21 protein-coding genes and 1 tRNA gene are annotated in these 21,900 nt (G+C 61.4%); 11 read left to right on the plus strand and 11 right to left on the minus strand.

All coding sequences use genetic code 11. The annotated features are described in order from the left end of the window. Window positions 1–44: 44 nt before the first annotated feature. From rpsP to rpmE, 7 genes are all read left to right on the plus strand, one after another. Entirely contained in the window at window positions 45–455 is a 411-nt protein-coding gene (gene rpsP, locus E4Z66_RS14760; protein ID WP_136463823.1) for a 30S ribosomal protein S16, read from the plus strand. A gap of 4 nt (window positions 456–459) precedes the next feature. Further along, the gene (bluB, locus tag E4Z66_RS14765) at window positions 460–1,113 is read left to right on the plus strand and encodes a 5,6-dimethylbenzimidazole synthase (protein WP_425456149.1); all 654 of its coding nucleotides are present in this window, start codon (window positions 460–462) and stop codon (window positions 1,111–1,113) included. Window positions 1,114–1,222: 109 nt separating this feature from the next. Beyond that, on the plus strand, window positions 1,223–1,363 hold the full coding sequence (locus tag E4Z66_RS19680) for a hypothetical protein (protein ID WP_168797810.1): 141 nt from the start codon (window positions 1,223–1,225) through the stop codon (window positions 1,361–1,363). Then, on the plus strand, window positions 1,363–1,866 hold the full coding sequence (gene rimM, locus E4Z66_RS14770; RefSeq protein ID WP_136464174.1) for a ribosome maturation factor RimM: 504 nt from the start codon (window positions 1,363–1,365) through the stop codon (window positions 1,864–1,866). The genes E4Z66_RS19680 and rimM overlap by 1 nt, the downstream gene beginning before the upstream one ends. Then, window positions 1,863–2,651 (plus strand): tRNA (guanosine(37)-N1)-methyltransferase TrmD, encoded by a 789-nt coding sequence (gene trmD / locus E4Z66_RS14775; RefSeq protein WP_246036045.1) that lies wholly within the window; start codon window positions 1,863–1,865, stop codon window positions 2,649–2,651. Before rimM ends, trmD begins: the two co-directional genes overlap by 4 nt. Before the next feature lie 258 nt (window positions 2,652–2,909). Beyond that, window positions 2,910–3,296 carry a 50S ribosomal protein L19 gene (gene rplS / locus E4Z66_RS14780; RefSeq protein WP_136463824.1) on the plus strand — a complete coding sequence of 129 codons (387 nt, stop codon included), beginning with the start codon at window positions 2,910–2,912 and terminating at the stop codon, window positions 3,294–3,296. Window positions 3,297–3,301: 5 nt separating this feature from the next. Then, window positions 3,302–3,523: a 50S ribosomal protein L31 gene (gene rpmE / locus E4Z66_RS14785; RefSeq protein ID WP_136463825.1), complete on the plus strand. Its 222-nt coding sequence runs from the start codon at window positions 3,302–3,304 to the stop codon at window positions 3,521–3,523. 108 nt (window positions 3,524–3,631) lie between these two features. Here rpmE and E4Z66_RS14790 read toward each other — a convergent pair whose 3' ends face one another. Next, a complete protein-coding gene (locus tag E4Z66_RS14790; protein ID WP_136463826.1) occupies window positions 3,632–5,074 on the minus strand; it encodes a calcium-binding protein in 1,443 nt (480 codons plus the stop codon). Window positions 5,075–5,240: 166 nt separating this feature from the next. Then, window positions 5,241–6,695 (minus strand): calcium-binding protein, encoded by a 1,455-nt coding sequence (locus E4Z66_RS14795; RefSeq protein ID WP_136463827.1) that lies wholly within the window; start codon window positions 6,693–6,695, stop codon window positions 5,241–5,243. Between the two features lie 242 nt (window positions 6,696–6,937). On the opposite strand from E4Z66_RS14795, the gene E4Z66_RS14800 reads away from it, so the two are divergent. Further along, the gene (locus tag E4Z66_RS14800) at window positions 6,938–8,731 is read left to right on the plus strand and encodes a tetratricopeptide repeat-containing sulfotransferase family protein (protein WP_136463828.1); all 1,794 of its coding nucleotides are present in this window, start codon (window positions 6,938–6,940) and stop codon (window positions 8,729–8,731) included. Window positions 8,732–8,852: 121 nt separating this feature from the next. Further along, window positions 8,853–9,662: a division plane positioning ATPase MipZ gene (locus tag E4Z66_RS14805; RefSeq protein WP_136463829.1), complete on the plus strand. Its 810-nt coding sequence runs from the start codon at window positions 8,853–8,855 to the stop codon at window positions 9,660–9,662. Window positions 9,663–9,701: 39 nt separating this feature from the next. Here E4Z66_RS14805 and E4Z66_RS14810 read toward each other — a convergent pair whose 3' ends face one another. Further along, window positions 9,702–10,091, minus strand: coding sequence for a RidA family protein (locus E4Z66_RS14810; protein WP_136463830.1), 390 nt, complete (start codon window positions 10,089–10,091; stop codon window positions 9,702–9,704). Between the two features lie 478 nt (window positions 10,092–10,569). Here E4Z66_RS14810 and E4Z66_RS14815 point away from each other — a divergent pair, with 478 nt between their 5' ends. Continuing rightward, entirely contained in the window at window positions 10,570–12,240 is a 1,671-nt protein-coding gene (locus E4Z66_RS14815) for an ABC transporter substrate-binding protein (protein ID WP_136463831.1), read from the plus strand. Window positions 12,241–12,340: 100 nt separating this feature from the next. Here E4Z66_RS14815 and E4Z66_RS14820 read toward each other — a convergent pair whose 3' ends face one another. The 7 genes from E4Z66_RS14820 to E4Z66_RS14850 all read right to left on the minus strand — a co-directional run bounded on the left by E4Z66_RS14820 (window position 12,341) and on the right by E4Z66_RS14850 (window position 20,497). Then, window positions 12,341–13,747 carry an amidase gene (locus tag E4Z66_RS14820; RefSeq protein WP_136463832.1) on the minus strand — a complete coding sequence of 469 codons (1,407 nt, stop codon included), beginning with the start codon at window positions 13,745–13,747 and terminating at the stop codon, window positions 12,341–12,343. 188 nt (window positions 13,748–13,935) lie between these two features. Next, the gene (locus E4Z66_RS14825) at window positions 13,936–14,412 is read right to left on the minus strand and encodes a MarR family winged helix-turn-helix transcriptional regulator (protein ID WP_136463833.1); all 477 of its coding nucleotides are present in this window, start codon (window positions 14,410–14,412) and stop codon (window positions 13,936–13,938) included. A gap of 3 nt (window positions 14,413–14,415) precedes the next feature. Beyond that, window positions 14,416–15,777, minus strand: coding sequence for a TRAP transporter large permease (locus tag E4Z66_RS14830; RefSeq protein ID WP_136464176.1), 1,362 nt, complete (start codon window positions 15,775–15,777; stop codon window positions 14,416–14,418). A gap of 108 nt (window positions 15,778–15,885) precedes the next feature. Further along, a complete protein-coding gene (locus tag E4Z66_RS14835) occupies window positions 15,886–16,389 on the minus strand; it encodes a TRAP transporter small permease (protein ID WP_136463834.1) in 504 nt (167 codons plus the stop codon). Window positions 16,390–16,454: 65 nt separating this feature from the next. Continuing rightward, entirely contained in the window at window positions 16,455–17,498 is a 1,044-nt protein-coding gene (locus E4Z66_RS14840; protein WP_136463835.1) for a TRAP transporter substrate-binding protein, read from the minus strand. Between the two features lie 234 nt (window positions 17,499–17,732). Next, complete coding sequence (locus E4Z66_RS14845) at window positions 17,733–18,356, minus strand: YjbF family lipoprotein (protein WP_136463836.1); 624 nt, start codon at window positions 18,354–18,356, stop codon at window positions 17,733–17,735. Then, window positions 18,353–20,497 (minus strand): YjbH domain-containing protein, encoded by a 2,145-nt coding sequence (locus tag E4Z66_RS14850; RefSeq protein ID WP_136463837.1) that lies wholly within the window; start codon window positions 20,495–20,497, stop codon window positions 18,353–18,355. Before E4Z66_RS14850 ends, E4Z66_RS14845 begins: the two co-directional genes overlap by 4 nt. Before the next feature lie 192 nt (window positions 20,498–20,689). Here E4Z66_RS14850 and E4Z66_RS14855 point away from each other — a divergent pair. Then, a tRNA-Met gene (locus E4Z66_RS14855) sits at window positions 20,690–20,766 on the plus strand. A gap of 89 nt (window positions 20,767–20,855) precedes the next feature. Here E4Z66_RS14855 and hemE read toward each other — a convergent pair. Next, entirely contained in the window at window positions 20,856–21,890 is a 1,035-nt protein-coding gene (gene hemE / locus E4Z66_RS14860) for a uroporphyrinogen decarboxylase (protein ID WP_136463838.1), read from the minus strand. Window positions 21,891–21,900: the final 10 nt, after the last annotated feature.

The following is a 21,900-nucleotide window of genomic DNA, read 5'->3' on the forward strand; positions in this document are numbered from 1 at the left end:
GCTTCAGCGCACCCGCCACATGAAAATCCTAGGAGACTAAAACAATGGCAATGAAGATCCGACTGGCCCGCGGCGGCTCCAAGAAACGTCCTTTCTACCGCATCGTAGCGGCCGACAGCCGTATGCCCCGCGATGGCCGTTTCATCGAGAAACTGGGCACCTACAACCCGCTGCTGCCGAAAGACAGCGAAGAGCGCGTGAAAATGAACATGGAACGCGTTCAGTACTGGCTGGACCAAGGCGCGCAGCCGACCGACCGGATTTCCCGCATGCTCGAAGCGGCTGGCGTTCTGGCCAAGAAAGAGCGCAACAACCCGAACAAGGGTACACCGGGCAAGAAAGCGCAAGAGCGCGCAGAAGAGAAAGCCGCAAAGGCAGCTGAAGCGGCAGAAGCTGCTGCTGCACCGGCAGAAGAGCCCGCAGCCGAGCCCGCAGAGGAAGCGGCGGCAGAATAAGCCCATGGGGTCGCGTGAGGGCATGATGGAGACATCGTTTTCCGAAGGTTTTCGCGACCAGCTTGAGCTTTTGATGCGATTGCGCCGGGATGTTCGGCGCTTTCGCTCTGATCCAGTAGATGAGGCAGTGCTCCAGCGCTGCCTCTCTTGCATTTCGCTTTCCCCTTCGGTCGGGCTGAGCGAGCCGTGGCGCATCATCCGCGCCGAAAGCATTGAGGCCCGCGCTGCGGCGTTGCGCAATTTCGAAGCTGCCAACCAGGCGGCTTTGGCCGGGTATGACGGCGATCGCGCCGCGATCTATGCGGGGTTGAAACTGTCCGGGATGCGCGAAGCGCCGGTGCAGCTTGCCTTGTTCTGCGATGATGCCACCCCCAAGGGCCACGGGCTTGGCGCCACCACCATGCCCGAGATGCGACGCTACTCTGTCGTGTCAGCTGTCACGATCCTGTGGCTCGCATTGCGGGCCGAAGGGCTGGGCATGGGCTGGGTGTCGGTGTTGGACCCGGCGCAGATGTGCCGAGATTTGCAAGCGCCCGCCGACTGGGCATTGATCGGGTATTTCTGCATCGGCTGGCCGGAAGAAGAATCGCTCACCCCCGAGTTGGAGCGCGCAGGCTGGGAAGACCGCTTTGACAGTCTGACGATCGAGACACGGTAACCCCAGACACGGCAAAGCCAGTCACGGCAATCGACACAGCCAGACCGCCGCGCAGCAATTTTGCGCCCCCGTCTGGACAAAGGACCAACCTCAAGGGCAGAACGCGCATATGTTTCGACTGATCCGCACCATCATCTTTGTTATCATCGCCTTTGCGGCGGGATTGCTGACTGAACGCAGTCAGGTTGCCAGCGCGTGCACGGATGCGGGCGGAGAGGTCCGTGACGGCCTATGTCGGGGGGCAGAATGATGCAGGATGATCGGATCGTCGTAGGGGCGATTTCCGGGGCTTACGGGGTCCGGGGCGAAGTGCGGATCAAGAGCTTTTGCGCCAATCCCGAGGATATCGAAACCTACTCGCCCCTGACTGACAGCGAAGGGCGGTCCTATGATCTGGCCATTTTGCGCCCGATCAAGAATGGGTTTTCCGCCCGCATCGCGCAGATCGCCACGAAAGAAGACGCCGACGCATTGAAAGGGGTGGAGCTTTTCGCGCTGCGCACGCAGCTTCCCGCCCTGCCCGACGATGAATTCTACCACACGGATCTGATCGGGCTTGAGGCCGTCGATACCGGCGGGGAGGCTTTGGGATCGGTGAAGGCAGTTCACAATCACGGTGCGGATGACCTGCTGGAATTGTTGCGCCCCGGAAGTTCTGCCACCGTGTTGGTGCCTTTCACGCGGGCTGTCGTTCCGACTGTGGATCTTGAGGCGCGCCGCATCGTGATCGATCCCCCCGAGGGGCTGCTGTGACGCAGCTTCCGTCCAAGTCGCATGGCCGCAAGGCGATCCGGCCCACGCTCAAACCGCAATCGCTGATGGATGAAGCCCCCGATCTGGTCGGTGTCTGGCAGGCGCGGATCATCACGCTGTTTCCCGATGCCTTTCCCGGCACACTGGGTCTGAGCCTCACCGGCAAGGCGCTGCACGAGGGCAAGTGGCAGTTGCACACGCATGATTTGCGCGGCTTCGGGATCGGCAAGCACCGCAATGTCGATGACACCCCGGCTGGCGGCGGTGCGGGTATGGTTCTGCGCGCCGATGTGGTCGGGCCCGCCATCGAAGACGCGATGCGCGCCGCGCGCGGGCGCTGGCCCTTGGTCTACTTGTCGCCGCGCGGTGCGCCGTTCACGCAGGCAATGGCCCGCGACTGGGCGCGCAGTGATGGCGTAACCATGCTGTGTGGCCGGTTCGAAGGCGTGGATGAACGGGTTTTGGAACATTACGGCGTGCAGGAAGTCTCTCTTGGTGATTTCGTCCTCACCGGCGGAGAGATCGCGGCGCAGGCAATGATCGACGCCACCGTGCGGCTTTTGCCCGGCGTGCTTGGCAACGCTGCCAGCACCGAAGAGGAAAGCCATTCCGCCGGTCTGCTTGAGCATCCGCAATACACACGCCCCGCCGAATGGATGGGCCGCGCGATCCCGGATGTGTTGACCTCTGGCGATCATGGTAAGGTCGACGCATGGCGGCGCGAGATGTCCGAAAAGCTGACGCAGGACCGACGCCCGGACCTGTGGGACGCGTACAAGAAATAGGCTGCGCAAGACCCGTTGAAACGGGTTGATCGGTCTTCGGTTTGCCCCTATACACCGCGCGTTCGGTCCCGTTTTCGGGATTCGGACCTTTGCCCTATTGGCGCTTTCTTCGGCGTCCTTGCTTGGGCAAATCGACACAAGGAATGACGACCTGATCCTCCGGCGGGCGCGACATGCGGACCCGATGAAGACACGGAGTTCTGAGGCGCGACAAATCTCCGTGGACAAAACCGCGGGCAAGCATAGGAGATCGGTCACATGGACCTGATCGCACAGATCGAGGCGGAACAAATCGCCGACCTGGGGAAGACGATCCCCGACTTCAAAGCGGGTGACACCATCCGCGTGGGCTACAAGGTGACGGAAGGCACGCGGACTCGTGTGCAGAACTACGAAGGCGTCTGCATCAGCCGCCGCAACGGTTCCGGCATCGCGGGCTCTTTCACCGTTCGCAAGATTTCCTTCGGTGAAGGCGTCGAACGTGTGTTCCCGCTCTACTCCACCAATATCGAGAGCATCGAAGTGGTACGCCGCGGCCGTGTCCGCCGTGCGAAGCTGTACTACTTGCGCTCGCGTCGCGGTAAATCGGCCCGTATTGCCGAGAACGCGAACTACAAGCCGAAATCCACTGGTGCAGAGGCCTGAGAGAGATGAAAAAAGATACCCATCCCGATTACCACATCATCGATGTGAAAATGACCGACGGCACCGTGATTCAGATGAAATCCACGTGGGGCAAAGAAGGCGATACGCTGGCGCTGGACATTGACCCGACAGTGCACCCGGCATGGACCGGTGGCGGCGCACGTATCTTGGATACCGGCGGCCGCGTGTCGAAGTTCAAAAAGAAATACGAAGGTCTGGGCTTCTAATCAGCCTTGGCACATACTGTGTTCCGAAACGCCGTCCCTTTGGGGCGGCGTTTTCGTTTCCGGGGTATCGTGTTGGGTGCGCATCAGCGCAGCTTGGCCGGGCAGCGCCTAGCTGAAAACCACATCGCCTGCATCGAACTGCGCCAGCGACACGCCTTCGATCAGAACGACGTAACCGGCGTCAAGGTCAAGCCGCAGACCAAAGCCGGTATCCCGCGCGAGGGGCAGTATGTCAGTCGCAAAATCGGTAAAGCCGAACCCATCCAACGCGATCATGTCGAGTCCGTCCTCGAAATCCTTGATGCGGTTGTAGTCGTCCCCGCTTTGGTCGCTGAAGCCAAAAACGAAGGTATCCATCGCACCGTCGCCAGTGCCGCCGCCAGCGCCGCCGATCAACACGTCGGAACCGGAGCCGCCCACAAGGACGTCCGCGCCATTTCCGCCCAGCAGAAAGTCGTTGTCTTCCCCACCATAAAGACCGTCAGCGCCGCCGCCGCCGCGCAGATCGTCTGCGCCGCGCTCGCCATATAGATCGTCGGAATCGCGATTGCCGCGCAGCCTGTCAGCGCCCTGTCCGCCAAAGACAAGGTCATTGCCCCGACCGCCATAAGCGTAATCGTCGCCGTCATCTCCGAAGACCATGTCATCGCCAGCAAGGCCAAACAGAACATCCTCGCCCTCGCCGCCGGTCAGCTGGTCCGCGCCGTCGCCGCCGCGCAGCTCGTCATTGCCATCATGGCCAAAGAGGAAATCGTCACCGCCCTTGCCAATGATCAGGTCATCGCCGCCAAGACCGCTTAGCACGTTACTGCCCGCATCCCCGACAAGGCGATCGCCATAGCCGGAGCCGGTCAAATTCTCGATATCGATCAGGATATCCCGGCCTTGGTCGCCACCCACGTCCCGGTCCGTATGCTCAAGATACACCGTCACTCCGGCGTTGGACCAGTTATACAGCGCCGTGTCGCTGCCCGCGCCACCATCGATGATGTCGTTGCCACGTCCGCCCATCATGTGGTCGTCGCCGCCGAAGCCCTGCAAGTGGTTGTCACCGCCAGCGCGCATATTCACGATCTCGCCCGCGTCGCTGCCAATAAAGTCGAGGTCGGTATCCACCTCGATGGTCAGCACTTCGAACCCGCGCGTCTCTGCAAAGGTGGCGGCTGTCCCGTTTTTCGTCCCGGTGATGCTTCCCGCCGCGCCGAAGCTCACCGATTGGACCGTATCCGTCGCGCCGACGGTCATCTCCATGATCCGCAGAACATCCAGATCGCCGGCACCCGCATCATAGATCGGAAGGTACGGGGCTTGCGTATCGAGTGCGATGCGCCAGAAGTCGTCACCGGCGCCCGTGGTGTAGGCTTCGAAGCCTTCGAAGGTCACGATCTCCAACGCCAGAGTTTCGCGGACATAACCCGCGTCGATGTCCAGGAAAAGACCGACCGTCGCAGCGCCAAGATCGAGCGTATCGAACCCGCCACTGCCGTTCACCGCCCCGTCCTGCAACGGAAAATCCAAGGTTATCGTGTCGTCACCCGGTCCGCCGTTCATCAATTGCCCCTCTGTTCAAATATGTCTTTCGGACCATCCCATCTGGAACGGCGCCTGCCAAGTCCGCACATTTCTCTGGCGGAATTGTCGGGTGCCGGCTGTGCTGGAAAAACAGAGGTGCCCGAGGGAAGGAAAAGCCCCGGTCGCTGGACCGGGGCTTTCGAAGTTACGCGAAGATCACGTCGCTTGCGTCGAACTGCGCGACGGTGAAACCTTCGATGAACAGCACGTCGCCGCTCCCGAAATCGAGGCGCATACCGGAGGTCCGGTCGCTTGCCAGCGTCAGAACCTCGGTGTCGAAATCGGTGAAGCCGAAGGTCGACAGGTTGATCAGGTCGATCCCGTCTTCGAAATCCTTGATCCGGTCAAAGCCGCCCGAGCCGCCCGCGGTGGAGTAGACGAAGTTATCCGTCACACCGTCCATCACGCCGCCGCCAACGCCGCCGGTCAACACATCGTCGCCCGCGCCGCCGAACAGCACGTCGCTGCCGTTCTCACCAAAGATGAAATCGTCGCCCGTGCCACCGTCGAGGCTGTCATTGCCGCCGCCGCCACGCAGATCGTCTGCATCCGCTTCGCCAAAGATCGTGTCGTTGCCGCGGTTGCCGCGCAGCACGTCGTCGCCATCGCGACCATAGATGACGTCATTGCCTTGACCGCCATAGGCGTAATCGTCGCCCGCGCCCGCATCGAGCCCGTCAACACCGCCAAGACCAAGCAAGATATCGTTGCCGTCACCGCCGAACAGCGTGTCATCGCCATCTTCGGCGCGCAGCGTGTCATCGCCTTCGAAACCGGCCAGCAGATCGTTGCCGCCCTTGCCCTTGATGATGTCATTGCCTTGCAGGCCGTACAGCTCGTTATCGCCGCCGTCGCCGATCAGGCGGTCATCATAGTTGGAGCCGTAGACGTTTTCGATGCTGATGAACGTATCACGGCCCAGCCCAGCGCCCACATCGGAGCCGCTATATTGAAGATAGACGGACACGCCGGCGGTTGCGTCAACGTAAAGCGCCGCGTCGGTGCCATCGCCGCCATCAAGGGTATCGTCGCCCGCGCCACCGGTGATCTGGTCGTTGCCGCCCAGCGCTTCGATGACATCGTCGCCGGTGCCGCGCATGGTCAGCACGTTATCCCCGGCGGATCCGAACACGGTCATGTCTCCGTCGATCTCGACCGTCAGCCATTCGAAATTGGCGATATAGGCAAAGTCGACAGCCGTCCCGTTATCAAGTCCAGCGATGCAGCCCGCGTCCAGGTCGAAGGTTGTGACCTCTTGCCCGGCAAGCAGCGAAGATCCCGTGACGCGCATCAGGTCGGCTGTCCCGGCCCCGGCATCGAAACGGTACGCTTCGACCAGTGCCGTGTCATCGATGCCCCAGCGGAAGATGTCATCGCCGCTGCCGGTCAGAATCGATTCGAAATTCGTGAAAGTGGCCGTGCCGGTGCCGTAACGCTCGGACAATTCGCCGGTGTTCATGTCGACGATCAGGCTGGTCGCAAGAGCATCCGCCGTCAGCAAGTCATAGCCGCTGCCCCCGTCCACTGTCTGGCCTGACAGAGAGCCGGTCAAAACGACCGTGTTATCATACGTGACCGTGCCACCCGTACCCGTGCTCATATTCGTTACCCCATGTAAGAAATCATTAATCCCGTGGAGCGCAGTCCTACCCACATTTTCGACAGATTCAAAATAACATTTCGATTACAGAGGTTATCTGGAAACAGTCCCTCTTTGGCTTGGGTTCTTGGCCGCCTCGGGCAACAATTTGAGGGTTGGTTTACCCCGCGCCGAGTCCCTTTTCTAGCAAGCCGGGAAATTCACTTACCGTTTCTAAAGGATTAGCCTCTATCGCTCCGGATATGGGTGCACAGAATGTCAAAGCTCCCGTCTTGATTTCGCGCGCGCAGAAAGCCGCGAAGGCGGGCGATATCAACGGTGCGGAAGCGCTCTTTCGGGAGGTGCTTGCGCGTTATCCGGCGAACCAGCGGGCGCGGTCGGGTCTGGCTGGGCTGCTGGCGTCCCGCGCGCAGGACGCGGTGCCGGAACTGCTGGCCGCATGGCAACGGGGCGAGGTTGAGACCGCCCTTGCCATGGCCGAAGACCTGTCCGCCCAACATCCAACCGTGCGGGACGTGCGCGCGGCAGCCTTGCGCAAGCTCGGACGACCGATCGAGGCATTGGAGCTTTACGACGCCGCTTTGGCGCGCGAGCCGAAAAATCCCAAGCTTTGGTATAATGGTGGCGCCGCCCGGCTAGAGGCGCACCAGCTTGGCGCGGCGCACCGATACCTTGTAAAAGCATGCGATCTGTCGCCAGAACCCGACCATCTTCTGACATTGGCGCAATGTCGGTTGGAACAGGGCTATTACCCCGAAGTTGAAACCCTGACGGGCCAAGTGCTGGCGCGGGCGGATGCGACCCCACAGCACAAAGCGCGGGGTTATCGTTTCCTTGGCAGCGCCCTGCTTAATCAGGGCCAGCATGAGGGGGCAATCGCGGCTTATCGCGCCGCGCATGAAATCACCCCGCGAGACCCGGAACTTCTGCACGATCTGGGCATCGCAGCCGCCGCCGCCGGGGATCACACCATTGCCGCAGGGCATTTCGAAGCGGCGCTGAAGCTCGCGCCCGATCACGCGGGGTTCCACCGGGCGCTGTCAGGTGTTCGCGCCTATACGGCGGATGACCCGCATCTGGCGCAGATGAGCGCGCTGCTTGAGGCCAGTCCCACCCCGGTCGCAGCGGCGGAACTGCATTTCGCGCTCTCCAAGGCCTATGAAGACATCGGGGACTTCCCGGCAGCGGCGGCGAAACTCATATCGGGCAATGCGTTGCGCCGATCTTCGCTCCGATACGATCCGTCCCGCGATGAGGCTTTGTTCGCACGGCTTGAAACCTTGGCATCGGATGAACTGGACGATGGCGATGATACCACACCGCGCCCGATATTCATCGTCGGCCTGCCCCGCTCTGGCACCACATTGACGGAACAGATCATCGCGGGCGCGCCGGGTGTGACCGCAGCGGGGGAGTTGCCTTTTGCCGGCCAAGCCGCCGCGGCGCTGCTGCGCGAAACACCTGTTGGCGCGCCGGACGAAGAAGCATTGCACACATTCGCCGCCTATATGCGCGCGGGTTTGAAAGCGGCGGCCAAGTCTGAGCCTGTCGTCATCGACAAGATGCCATTGAACTTCCGCTGGGCTGAAATCCTGCTGGCCACCCTGCCCGAGGCGCGGGTCATCTGGATGGAACGCGGGCCGGAAATGAACGCGCTGTCGCTATATCGGCATTATTTTGCCGGCAGCGGCAATGGCTTCGCCTATGGCGCAGAGGATATCGCGGCGATGATCGCGCGGGAACGTGAACGACGGGCGCGGGTGCTAGCACGTTTCCCGGACCGAACATATCGGCTGCCTCTCGAAACGCTCACGGCATCTCCCGAACCCGTGATCAAAAAACTCATAAGTTTCTGCAACCTAGAGTGGAGCGAAGCCTGCCTGTCGCCTCAGTCGCGGCAAGGTATGGTCCTGACCGCATCGAACCAACAGGTACGTCAGGCCATCACGCCATCGGGCGATACGCTATGGCAAAACTACGCCCCGTATCTCTTCCCGTTGCAGCAAGCGCTGCGCGCCCAGACCCCCGTGTCGTGACACGTATGCCACGGCTTCTTGTGTCGATCATCCGCAGGTCCGCATCAGCTTTTCTTGCCCCGCTACCACCAGTATAGTCCGAGACAAAAGGCACAAGACCTTTCCAGGCAAAGGACCGCGTATGGCACATATCATTGTTGTGGGTAACGAAAAGGGAGGCGCGGGCAAGTCTACGGTGTCTATGCACGTCTCGACCGCTCTGGCACGCATGGGTCACAAGGTCAGTTGTCTTGATCTCGATCTGCGCCAGAAAAGCTTCTCTCGCTACTTCGAAAACCGGCGCCGGCTGGTTCAGGAAGAGGGCGTGACCCTCGCCACGCCCGAGATGCACGAATTGCCCGAGGTTCCCAAGGACGCGTTGCAACCGGGCGAGAACATCTATGATCACCGGCTGTCCGCGGCTGTTGCCTCGCTTGAGCCGGACAGCGATTTCATCGTGATTGATTGCCCCGGCTCGCATACTCGGTTGAGTCAAGTTGCGCATTCGCTGGCCGACACGCTGATTACGCCGCTCAATGACAGTTTCGTCGATTTCGACCTGCTTGCGCATGTGGATCAGACCGGAACGGAAATTCATGGCCCCTCGGTCTATTCAGAAATGGTGTGGAGTGCGCGGCAGCTTCGGGCGCAGGCAGGGCTGAAACCGATCGATTGGATCGTGCTGCGCAACCGCGTCGGCACCCAGCGCATGGTCAACAAGGAAAAGATGGAGCATGTGCTCAAGATGCTGTCGAAGCGGATCGGCTTCCGCATCGCCCCCGGCTTTTCCGAACGCGTTGTGTTCCGCGAACTCTTCCCGCGGGGTCTGACGCTGCTTGACCTGAAGGATGTCGGCGTGAAGCAGTTGAACATTTCCAACGTGGCCGCGCGCCAGGAACTTCGGGAAATGGTCAAGGCGCTGGATCTGCCCGGTGTGACTGTCGATTTCTAAGGACTGGTCCCAGCGTCTGGCTTGATGAACGGCGCGGCGCTACTCCGCCGCGGCCCAGACTTCGATTTCGACAACGAATTCGGGGCGGGTAAAGCCGCTTACGATCATCAATGTCGAACTGGGCAGGACATGCACCTGCGCCAACCACGCATCCCGCGCGGCCATATAGCCCGCCATATGCGTCCGGTCGGTCACATAAGCCTGCACGTGAACGACATTCGCCGGCCCCATGTCCGCCTCTGCCAAAATCGCCGCAATGTTCGCAAAGCACAGGGTCGCTTGCGCCTCGGCCCCATCGGGTACGGTGCCATCGGCGCTGAGTGCAAGCTGCCCGGAGGTGCGCACCCAGCGCGCGCCCGGCCCGATTTCCACCCCGTGGGAATACCGCGCGAACGGCGGGGCGATATCTGCGGGCAACAGCGATTTCATGGCACAAAGTCTCCCATTGGCTTACGTTCCGCATTCCTGCATCCGCGCGCTGCCCGGAACAAGGGCGGTGGGCTGATGCCGCGTTTGGGCCGGGTAAAAACGCGCCCGTTTGTCCGTGCCATGATGCGAAAACCAGCATCGAGGCTTCAACGATTTCCCGGATTACGGGAGGATGCGCATGTTTGAGCAGCACTTGCGGCAAAGCTTACGCTAGGTCCGCCTTGGCCCCGCAAGACGCACCCGGAGCACCGGAAAGGTCGGTTTTGCGCCCCGCCACGACGTAGAACTGCCCAAAACTGCGGGAAATCGGCTGTATTTATTAAAAGGCAACGGCCCCTTGATGGGGTTGACGCCCCGCACCCGTTCGTCGGAACATTCGATGACTGTCCGAAACGGACGGTGGGATAAAACGCAGAACCAACTGCACACCTGATTTCCCGGCGGCAGTTCAGACCGGGAACCAACAGAGAGGATAATCATGGAGTTTTTTACCCGTACCGGCAATCCGATGCCGAAGGTGATCGTGGAGTCCGCGAAGAAGATCGGAAATGATCCGATTTCGCGCCGCGAATTCCTTGCCACGGCGTCGAGCTTTGGCGCCACGGCGGCCACGGCCTACGCGATGCTGGGCGCAACCGCGCCAGCGGCGAACGCGGCGGCACATAAGATGGGCGGCGAAGTGCGCGTTCAGCAATCGGTTCGCGGCATGAAAGACCCGCGCACCGCGGACTGGAACGAGATTTCCAACTTCTATCGCGGCTGGCTGGAATATCTCGTGACCTACGAGAACGACGGTACTTTCACACCGACCCTGCTGGAAAGCTGGGAAATCAACGATGACGCGACGGTCTATACGCTGAACGTGCGTAAGGGCGTCAAGTGGAACAATGGCGACGACTTCACCGCTGAAGACGTGGCGCGCAACATCGAGATGTGGTGCGACAAGGGCGTTGAAGGCAACTCCATGGCCGGGCGTTTTGCAACGCTGATCGACGGCGAGACAGAGAAGCTGAAAGAGGGCGTGGTCGAAGTCGTCGATGCGCATACCGTCAAGCTGAACCTGCCGAGCTCCGACGTGTCGCTGATTGCGGGCATGGCGGACTATCCGGCGGCGATTGTGCACAGCTCGCATGATCCGTCCGACTCGGAATCGATGATCTCCAACCCGATCGGCACCGGCCCCTACCTGCCCGAAACGCTCGAAGTTGGCGTGCGCGGCGTTCTCGTCCGCAACACCGAGCACACATGGTGGGACGAAGGCAACGGCGCCTATATGGACCGTGTGGAATTTGTCGATTACGGCACCGACCCTGCGGCATGGATCGCTGGCGCCGAAGCCGATGAATTCGATATGACCTATGACGTGGATGGCGATTTCATCGACATTCTGGCATCGCTTGATGGCTGGGCCGTCCATGAACGCGCAACCGCGTCCACCATCGTCATCCGCCCGAACCAAGAGGCGGAAGTCAACGGCATGAAGCCCTATGCAGATGCGCGTGTGCGCCGCGCCATCACAATGGCCGTGGACAATGACGTTCTGCTTGAGCTGGGCTATGGCGGTCGCGGCATCAAGGCCGAAAACCACCACGTTGCGCCATTCCATCCCGAATATGCCGAACTGCCCCCGCAGAAGGTCGATCCGGCTGGCGCCAAGGCGCTGATGGAAGAAGCCGGCATGATGGATTTCGAGCACGAGATCATCTCCATCGACGATGCATGGCGCAAAGACACCACCGACGCGGTGGCGGCACAGTTGCGCGATGCGGGCTTCAAGGTGAAGCGGACGGTTCTGCCCGGTTCGACATTCTGGAACGACTGGACGAAGTACCCGTTCTCTTCGACCAACTGGAACCACCGCCCGCTTGGCGTTCAAATCTGGGCGCTGGCCTATAAGTCCGGCGAGGCGTGGAACGAGTTCGGCTGGTCCAACGAAGAGTTCGACGGCATCCTGACCGAAGCGCTGGCGACGGCGGATGTCGAAAAGCGCCGCGAGCTGATGGCGAAAGGTGAAAAGCTGATCCAGGACGAAGGCGTGACGATCCAGCCTTACTGGCGTTCGCTTTACAACCACACCAAGGAAAACCTTGTTGGCGGCGACCACCACATCTCCTTCGTGATCTTCCCGGAGCGTCTTGCCTGGACCTGATCACGGCACAAGGCTTTGACAACGAAAGGGCCACGCCAAGCGTGGCCCTTTTTCTTTGCGCCCTTGGTGCCGCGCCGCGATGCATCGCGAAACGAGGGGACTATTGACGCGGATCGATCGGATGAACCGCCGGCATCGCGTCCTCGATGACCTGTCCTGCGGCAAGCAGCGTTGCCTCATCCCACCACCGCGCAGCAAGCTGCACACCGGTCGGCTTACCATCGGCGGCCAGGCCGGTCGGAACCGACAGGCCCGGATGCCCCAGAAGCGCCGTCGCCAGCAGTGGTGACTGATCGTGAAACAATTGTTCCAGCGATGCCGCATCCCCCTGATCGGCGTCGATCTCCAGCCCGTGCCGGTAGCTGACCGGCATCAGGACGACGGGGAACCGGTCGAAGACCAGCGACCAGTCGCGCATGATCTGCAAGCGTTCGGTCCAAAGGTCCAGTGCCTCACCGCCCGAAATCTCCGGCAAGATCTGGCGCGCCATCTCGATCTTGTGAATCAACGCGCGATCCCCGCAGGTGCGGATGGCCTCCCCGTAATGGTGATATGTGGCGTGCAAGACGAGCTTCAGCCAAATGTCGAAAGCATCTTCGAAACGCGGCATGGTAATCTCTTCGACGCTGCTTCCGGCGGCCTCCAGCGCATGGGCCGCACGTTCCAGCGCGTCCACGGTTTCGGCAGCAGGCGTGCCCAAGCCCGATCCACGGACCAGGCCGATATGCGCGGGCACAGCGCCGTGCCCGACCGCTGGCATCGGCACATGTTGCGGATCGCGCGGGTCCGGGCCGGACATGGCGTTCAGCCCCAGCCGGAGGTCCGCGACGCTGCGCGCCAGGGGACCATCCGCCGTGATCAACTGCGAAGATATGGCGCGCCGCCCGTCGCCCGACGGGTTGCCCGTGGGCACGCGGCCAACCGTGGCGCGCAGGCCGACGACGCCATTGGCGTAGGCGGGAAAGCGGATGGAACCACCGATGTCATTGCCATGCGCAATCGGCCCCATACCGGTCGCCACCGCGACCCCTGCCCCGCCTGACGACCCCCCGGGCGAAAGCGTGCGCCCATGTGGATTATAGGTGCGCCCGTGCAGGTCCGTATCGGTGAACCAGCGGAAGGAAAAGGCGGGCACGTTCGTCCGCCCGACCACCACCGCCCCGGCCCGTTTGAGGTTGGCGACCATCGGGCTGTCTTGCGCGCAGCGATTGTCCTTGGCAGCGGCCATGCCGCCCGTGTTCAGCGTGCCGGATTGGTCCACGTTGTTCTTGGTCGTGATTGGCACACCGGCCAATGGCCCCAGCGCTTCGCCATTTGCATAGGCGGTATCGACCGCATCCGCCGCTTCCAGCGCGATGGCCTCTGTCACCTCTGACAAGGCGTTGAGCGCGGGTTCGACCTCGGCGATGCGCGCCAGTGTCGCCTCTGCCACTTCCAATGCCGTGACATCCCCGGACGCGACGCGGGCCGCGGTTTCCGTGGCTGTCCATTTCCAGATGTCAGACATGCATCACCGCCCGGTTCCCATGGTGCTAGAGGCGCGCGGCCAGAGCAGCGCGTGGTTCAGGGAGCATCCGAAGTTCGGACCCCATGCGGCCATCCTCAACAGGAAGCAAATTGGCCGTCAAGCCTGTCTTGGGGGCGCCGAAGATCGCAGGCCCGTTGCCGGTTAAGTTGCCGGATTATCGCCCATTCTTAGCGCCCGGATTTCCCGGCGCGTTCGATCCGACAGAGCAGTGAGACAAGAGTGGTCTGCTCTGCCCGGCTCAACCCGGCGTGAACGCGCGCATCATGCTGCCGCACAGCGTCGAAGGCGCGGGCGCATTGAGCCGATCCGACCTCTGTCACGAACAGGGCATGCGCGCGGCGATCCTTTGGGTTTGGACGCCGTTCGATCCACCCGTTTTTTGCCAGTTCGTCGATGATTGCCACAAGGTTTGCGCGTTCCACGGCAAGCGCGTCAGCCAGATGTGAGGGGCGAAGACCCGCGTTGTCCTCGACCAGCACCAGCGCCGCAAAGGTGAGCATCCGCAGCTTGAAGGGCGCCAGAGTTTCGGTGAGGTCGGATTGCACGGTGTGAAAGGCGCGCTTCAGGTTATAGCCGGTCAAACCCCGCAACCGTTCATCGGACACGGTTCCCGGAGATTGCATTTCGTAGCGGCCAACCGTCATCGATCACCCCGGCAGCAATAGCAGCGGGAACAGGGTGATGATCGGGAACAGCACCAGCAGAATGACCCGTGTGATGTCGGAGGCCACAAAGAAGATCACCGCTTTGTAGGTTTCCACCATCGGGGTCGACCGGTCCATCGCGTTGATGATGAACAGGTTCAGCCCGACAGGCGGGGTGATCAGACCGACTTCCACCACGATCAGCACGAGGATACCGAACCAGATCGCCAGATGTTCGGGGGACATGCCGAAGGCGGCCAGCTCCGGCGTGATATATTCGCCGCCATTGACCTCTATCATCATCGGGAAGAAGATCGGCACGGTCAGCAGGACCATGCTCAAGCTGTCCATCACGCAGCCGAAGACCAGGTAGAAGAACAGGATCACGGCCAGAACGAACCAAGGGGAGAATCCCTGAGTGACGACATATTCCGCCATCGCCTGCGGCACGCCCGACAGCGCGAGGAAGGAGTTGTAGAACCCCGCCCCCAGCACGATGAAGAAGATCATGGCGGTGGTTTTCGCGGTGCCGAACAGGCTGTCTTTCAGAACTTGCCAGTTAAGCTGTCCGCCCAGCAGCGCAGCGATGCCAGTGCCAAAGGCCCCGACCGCCGCGCCTTCGGTCGGCGTGAAAAACCCGGCATAAATACCGCCGACGACCAGACCAAAGATCACCAGTACCGGCCATGTCTCGCCCAAGGCGCGCCAACGTTCCGACCATGGTTGCCGTGCGCGCACGCCTGCGCGTTCCGGGTAAAGGTAGACGTAAAGACGGATCGTCAGCATATAGCCGATAGCCGCAATGATGCCGGGTATGAACGCGGCGAGGAACAGTTTGGCGATGTTCTGTTCGGTGATCAGGGCATAAAGCACCAGGATCACCGAGGGCGGGATCAGGATGCCAAGCGTGCCGCCCGCCGCCAGTGTCGCGGTGGAAAACCCGCCGGAATAGCCGTAGCGCTTGAGTTCGGGCAGCGCCGTCCGCCCCATCGTGGCCGCGGTCGCCAAAGAAGATCCGCAGATCGCGCCGAACCCGGCGCAGGCCCCGACGGCGGCCATGGCCACGCCGCCCTTGCGATGACCCAGAAAGCTCTCTGCCGCGCGGAACAGCGCAGTGGACATGCCCGACAGCGTCGCGAACTGCCCCATCAGCAGGAACATGGGAATGATCGACAACGAGTAGCTGGAGAACGTCGTATAGGTTTCCGATTTCAGCTTGTTCAGCAGCGGCACCGGGTTGCCATTCAGCGCGTAGTACCAGCCGCCAAAACCGACAAGGATCATCGCCAGACCGATCGGCGCGCGCAGGAAGATCAGCCCAAGCAGCACCGCGAAGGACCAGTAGCCAAGCTCCATCCGCGACATATCCGCGAACGGGAGGGCATCAAGAATGGCTGTCATATCAGGGAACTCGCTGTCATGGGCTGCTGTGCCGCACAAGTGCCGCAGATGGGGCGGGCCGTTGCATGTGGCTTAGACCTCTGCGGGAAGGAAGTGGCGACCGGTCAGGGCAGCGGCGACGCGCGCCCCGGCGCAGTACAAGGCGACAATGCTGGCGATGACCGCCGCGACAAAGCTGGCGGCATAGCCCCACCAGACCGGAAATTGCAGGAAAAGCGTTGTTTCCCCATTGCCATAATAGCGTTCGACGCCGCCGAAGAGCCGCCAGGTGATAAAGACGATCACCGCCGCAAGAACCACCTCCCAGAAGGCGCGCAGCCACGCCAGCGCACGTGCGCCAAGCCCGGAGGTGAACACATCCACCGTCGCGTGCCCGCCGTGCAACTGACAGATCGGAAAGAAGCTGAAGATCGAGAACGCGACACCGGCCTCAAGGATTTCATAGCTGCCCTTGATCTCACCCAGGCCAAGCGTGCGGCCCGCGATGGACAGGCAGGTCAGAAGAATGATCGCCGAAAGCACCAGACCGCCCATCAAGGCAATGGTCCGGGCCAGCCCTGTCACCAGACGTTGCATGAGCCCCCCAGGTTCCGAAAAAGGTGCCGGGCCGCACATTGGCAGCCCGGCATGTTGGTCCGCGTTTACTGATATTGCGGTGTGTATTTTTCGATCAGCATACGCGCCTCGTCCACCAGCGCCTGACCGTCCTTGCCGCGCGCGTCCATATCCGCGATCCATTCCTCATAGATCGGTTCCGCCACGGCTTTCCACGCTTCGATTTCCTCGCCGCTCACAGTGACGATATTGTTGCCCCGGTCGACCGCGATCTGGCGCGCCGGACCGTCGGAATCGGCCTGCGTGCCACCGGCGAAGACCGAAAATTCCAAACCGGAATTGTCGTCGATCACCTTCTTGAGATCATCGGGCAGGCTTTCATAGCGGTCCTTGTTCATCGCCAGCACGAATGTCAGCGTATACAGCGACACACCGTCGAATTCGGTATGGTTCGACACCAGTTCCGGCACCTTCAGCGATGGTGTCACTTCCCACGGAATGGTCGTGCCGTCGATGACACCCTTGGACAGGCCTTCGGTCACAGCCGGAACCGGCATACCCACCGGCGTCGCGCCCAGCTTTTCAAGCAGCGTATTCACAGAGCGCGAGCCGCCCCGCACTTTCAGCCCTGCCATATCGCCGGGCATCTTCACTTCCTTGTTCACATGGATCATGCCCGGCCCGTGGACCCATGTGCCAAGGATGTGGACGTCCTTGAACTCGTCATCCTTCATGTGCTTTTCGAACATTTCCCAATAGGCATGAGACACCGCGCGGGCATTGGTCATCATGAAGGGCAGTTCGAACACCTCTGTCGTAGGATACCGGCCCGGCGTGTAGCCGACCACGGTCCAGACCACATCCGCAATCCCGTCAATCGCCTGGTCCATTAGTTCTGGCGGCTTGCCCCCAAGCTGCATGGACGGATAACGGTCGATCTTGATCCGGCCCTCGGACGCTTTTTCGACATTGTCGGCCCAGACATCCAAAATCAGTTTCGGCACATTGGCTTGGGCTGGCAGGAATTGGTGCAGCGTCAGCGTGACCTCTTGCGCCGCGGCTGCGATTGGCAAGCTCAGCGACATTGCGGCAGCGCCGACAAGGCCCAGAAGTGTTCTCCGGTTGGTCATTGGTTCCTCCCCATATATCTGACCGGCAGCAGGACCGGTCGCGATCCCACTGCTTCAGGCACGTATCACACCCTGCCGTTCCGGGGCAGTTGGCTGGCTCCGACCGCAAGTGTCCACATCCCTAATGCGGCGCGCGCGGCGGAGAGAACGCCCGTGTGACTCGCTCCTCCCACTGTATTGTTATAGGGGATAACTAACCCTGTCACGCCAGAATGCCGCAGGCATTTCAGCGGGTTATTGCAGGCGCACCAGATCGGCATAGCCGACGACCGGCCCGATCCACTGGCGCGAGCGTACAACCGTGCTGCCGTTCAGCTGGTAGGTATTGACGAAGCTGTCGCGGCCAGAGGTGCAGCGCTCTGTCAATGTGGCGCCGTTGCGGCTGGGCTGGCAGGAAAAGGTCACGCTGTTCAAGACGCCCTCTGCATCCAGATAGCGATGCAGCCGCCCGTAGGACGCCGTGCGCCCGGACAGCGCCGATATCGTGCCCCGCATGTCAGAAGCCATCAGGTCATACCCAAGGCCACGTGTGGCGATCACGACGCCATTCCGGGTCGTTACCGACACGCCAGTCGCATCAAGCCACGTTACCGCGCCCCCGTTGCGACCGCCGATGATCGTCGACGCGACCGCGTTGTTTGCCGGCAGTTCGATCATCAGGACCGGATCGCTTTGGCCAGCATTGCGCACCGTTTGGATCACGGCGGCGCGCTGGGCCTCAAGGCTGGGTTGTTGCCCCGGCATGGTCGATTGCTTGAGCGTATTCGCAATGCGCAGGAACGCGCTATCGGATGCAGTTCCGCAAGCCGACAGAACCAGCAGACCGGCCATGGCCGCAAAAGACAGTATTCTGTTCATCGCCAGAACCTCCCCCAGCCGCCTTCAAGATCGCTACCGTGGTATTCGCGGACGGTTTCATAAAGACGCCCGTCTACTTCAAGCCGCGCGCCGCCATCGCGGGTCAGCGGCTGAATCTCGGTCGTGAATTTCTTGCGGGTTTCTTTGCCGATCAGCGGCGACAGCGGCACGGTGATGCGCAGCCCCTTGTCAAAAGACCCTTCGCCGAAATCGTCGAAGGACACATCGGTCAGCGTCGCATATGCGCCGACCCGCCAGCCGTTGCGGAATTCGCGGTCCAACGCCACGGTCGCGCCCCAGTCGCCTGCAAGGTAGCGCCCTGCATCGACCTGCGCGTGATAACCCCCGCCCACGTCCCAGTAACCAGAGACATGGCCAGTCGCGACCTCGTAATCACGGAAGCCAAAGCCCTGATCGTAGTCGCGCTGCTTGACGTAGTTGATCTCTGCCCCGATGGCGAAATCGCTTTGCACCGGCTTCCACAGGACTTCTGCCGAAAGGCCGCCATATTGCGATTCCAGATAGCCTGCGGAAACGCGGCCATACAAATCGCTGCCCGGCTTGAAGTAGTAGTCGAGCGTCAGCGTCCGCAGCGCCGTTTCGCCCTCGCGGTCATAGATATTCGATTCAGAGCGCACCTTCTGGATAACCGAATCCGACGGGCGGTCGGAATCTCCGATATCCCCGGCAAGGCGCTGGCGCAGCGAGCCTGATAGCGACAGGCCCGGCGCGAGATCGTAGTTCGCACTCAGCTCCAGCCCCACGCCGATGCGGATCGGATCATCCGGGTCGAAATAGCTGGCCTGCGCAAAGGGGCCGAGCCCCCAGGTGAATTTCGGATAGAGCGTGTCGTCGAACCGAGCAGGCTTGCGCGTCGAAGCGTCTGTGATCTGCGCCCGTTCCAACATGCGTTCGGACCCGTCAGCCGCATGTTCGAACCGCTCGACATCGCGGCGTTGCAGCGTCACGGCAGATGCGGGCACGCCGCGCACGACCGGAACGATGGTGAAGGTCTCAACCGAATCCGGCATCACCTGCGACAGTACACGGGCGGTCCGACCAACCGCTTCGGCGCCATAGGAATAGCGGTCATTGCGGATATGGATTTCGACCGAGCGAGGTTGCAGATCAAGCCGCTCGACCGCCAGCCCCTCATTCTCCATCAGCTTGCCCAGCGCATCACGGCGAACCGCGACCTGCTGATTGTCTACGGTCCAGCCAAGATCACGGCCTGCCCCCGGCGCACGGACACGCACGGGGAACGGCGCGCCCTGAAGATTACTTGGGGCCACAGAGCGTTTGGGGTTGTTGATCAGGTTGAGCGACGCACCAAAGGTCGTGCCGTACATGTAGAACGCTTGCACCGACACCGCTTCATTGAACCGGTAGTCGAGGCCGAAGTTGACCGGGCTATCGATGTCATGGATGTCGCGGCCGACTTCCTTGGCATACTCGTCCGGCGAATATTCCAGCTTGAACTGCAACTTGTCGGTCGCCTGCCATGCGATACCACCGAACAGCTCGGCATTGCCGCGGAACCAGTTCCCTGCCTCCAGCTGCCCGCCAAGGCGGTCGAACGTGTCGACCCGGCTGTTATAGCCCGAAAGCCCGCCAAGCCGCCCCCAACCGACGCCGCCTGTCACCGTGATGCCGGCGCCGAGCGACTTGGACGCGACGACATATTCCGACGAATAGACGCCCGTGCCGATGAAGTCGCGCAGCCCGATGGCGATGGCCGGGCGGAAGTCAGTTTCATCCACCAGCCGGTAATGCAGATCGAACGAACGGTCATAAAGCGTTTCGCGCACACTCGGATCGCCCAGCCCCTTGAGCGCCGAATAGCGGAAGGAAGTCGTCAGGCGCGGTGTCAACTGAAACGCAATCGTGGTGCGCGTCGTGTTGCCGAAGTTGAAAACCGTCGTGCCCAGCTCCGCATCGGGGAAGGACAGCGCTGTGGGCATATCGATCAAACCTGGCGTACCGTATGTCGAATAGGACGCGTTCGCCCCTTTCGGCTTCGAAACGGGAAGTGACCCGACTTCCGCCCAAAGCGGCACCGTCATGATGCTTGCCATTGCCAGGCCTGCTACGGCCACTTTCTGCGTCACGTCGTTCTGCCCCTCGTTCGCGTACGCCTTCACATGCTTTTAGGGAGTTAACATCCGATTGTGTAGCATTCTTGCGACTCTTGCGCGAAGAAACAGCAAGGTGTTGCCAATTCGCGGCCACGGGCGCAGGTTAAAAATTGTTTTGGCGCGCCGCGTTTTTTCACCGCAAAAGCGTTTGACAGGCCCGCTCGGCAAGGCTATTGCCTCACGCCGTACCAGAGACGTGGCGTGATAGCTCAGTTGGTTAGAGCACAGCACTCATAATGCTGGGGTCGGCGGTTCAAGTCCGCCTCACGCTACCACTTCTCCCCTCCTTTTTAGACTCGTTACGAAGCGCGCTGAAATTGTGCGGCCGAAACGGTCGTAGGGCGCAGTCCGCCCCCGTCGCCCGTCAGCCGCCCCGCACCGCGTCGATCATCAGTTGCACGTTGTCTGGATCGGCGTCTGGTGTAATCCCGTGGCCAAGATTGAAGATATGCGGCCCTTTGGAAAAGGATTTCACGATAGCGCGGGCCTCGTCCACAAGGGCTTGGCCGCCGGTCACCATATGTGACGAGGCAAGATTGCCCTGCACGCAGCCATCGACTTGCACATGCTCTGCCGCCCAGTCGGCCGAGACCGAGTTATCCAGCGCAACGCAATCGACCCCGGTTTTCTTGGCGAAGCCGATATAGCCGTCGCCCGCTTCGCGCGGGAAGCCGATCACCGGGATATGCGGGTATTTCGCCTTCAGCGCCTGTGTGATCTGGCGGCACGGTTCGACGGCGAAATCTTCGAAATCCTGCCCTTTGAGCGATCCGGCCCAGCTGTCGAATATCTTCACCACCTCTGCGCCCGCGTCGATCTGCTTGCCCAGATAGGCAATGGTGCCTTCGGTAATCCGGTCGATCAGCAGCTTGAACGCCGCGCGGTCGCCATCCTTGAAGAAATGTGCCGGGCCCTGATCCTTGGTGCCGCGCCCGGCGATCATATAGGTCGCAACGGTCCATGGCGCACCGGCAAACCCGATCAGGGTGGTGTCGGAGGGCAGTTCCTGCGACAGGATACGCACGGTTTCGTAAATCGGATTCAGCGTCTCGTGAATGTCCTCGACGGGTTTGAGCGCCTCGACCCCGGCCATATCGGTAATGGTCGACAAACGCGGCCCCTCCCCTGTCACGAACCACAGATCCGCGCCAAGGGCCTGAGGCAGCAGCAGAATATCGGCGAACAGAATCGCCGCATCGAAACCATAGCGCCGGATCGGTTGCAGCGTGACTTCCGCCGCCAATTCAGGGTTATAGCAAAGCGACAGGAAGTCCCCGGCCTGCGCCCGCGTGGCGCGATATTCGGGCAAATAGCGCCCCGCTTGCCGCATCATCCAGATGGGCGGTACTGGCAACGTCTCTCCCGCGAGGGCTCGTAGGATTGTCTTGGTCTGGCTCATCGTGAGATTT

The sequence above is a fragment of the Aliishimia ponticola genome, assembly GCF_004803475.1.
Taxonomy (GTDB): Bacteria; Pseudomonadota; Alphaproteobacteria; order Rhodobacterales; family Rhodobacteraceae; genus Aliishimia; species Aliishimia ponticola.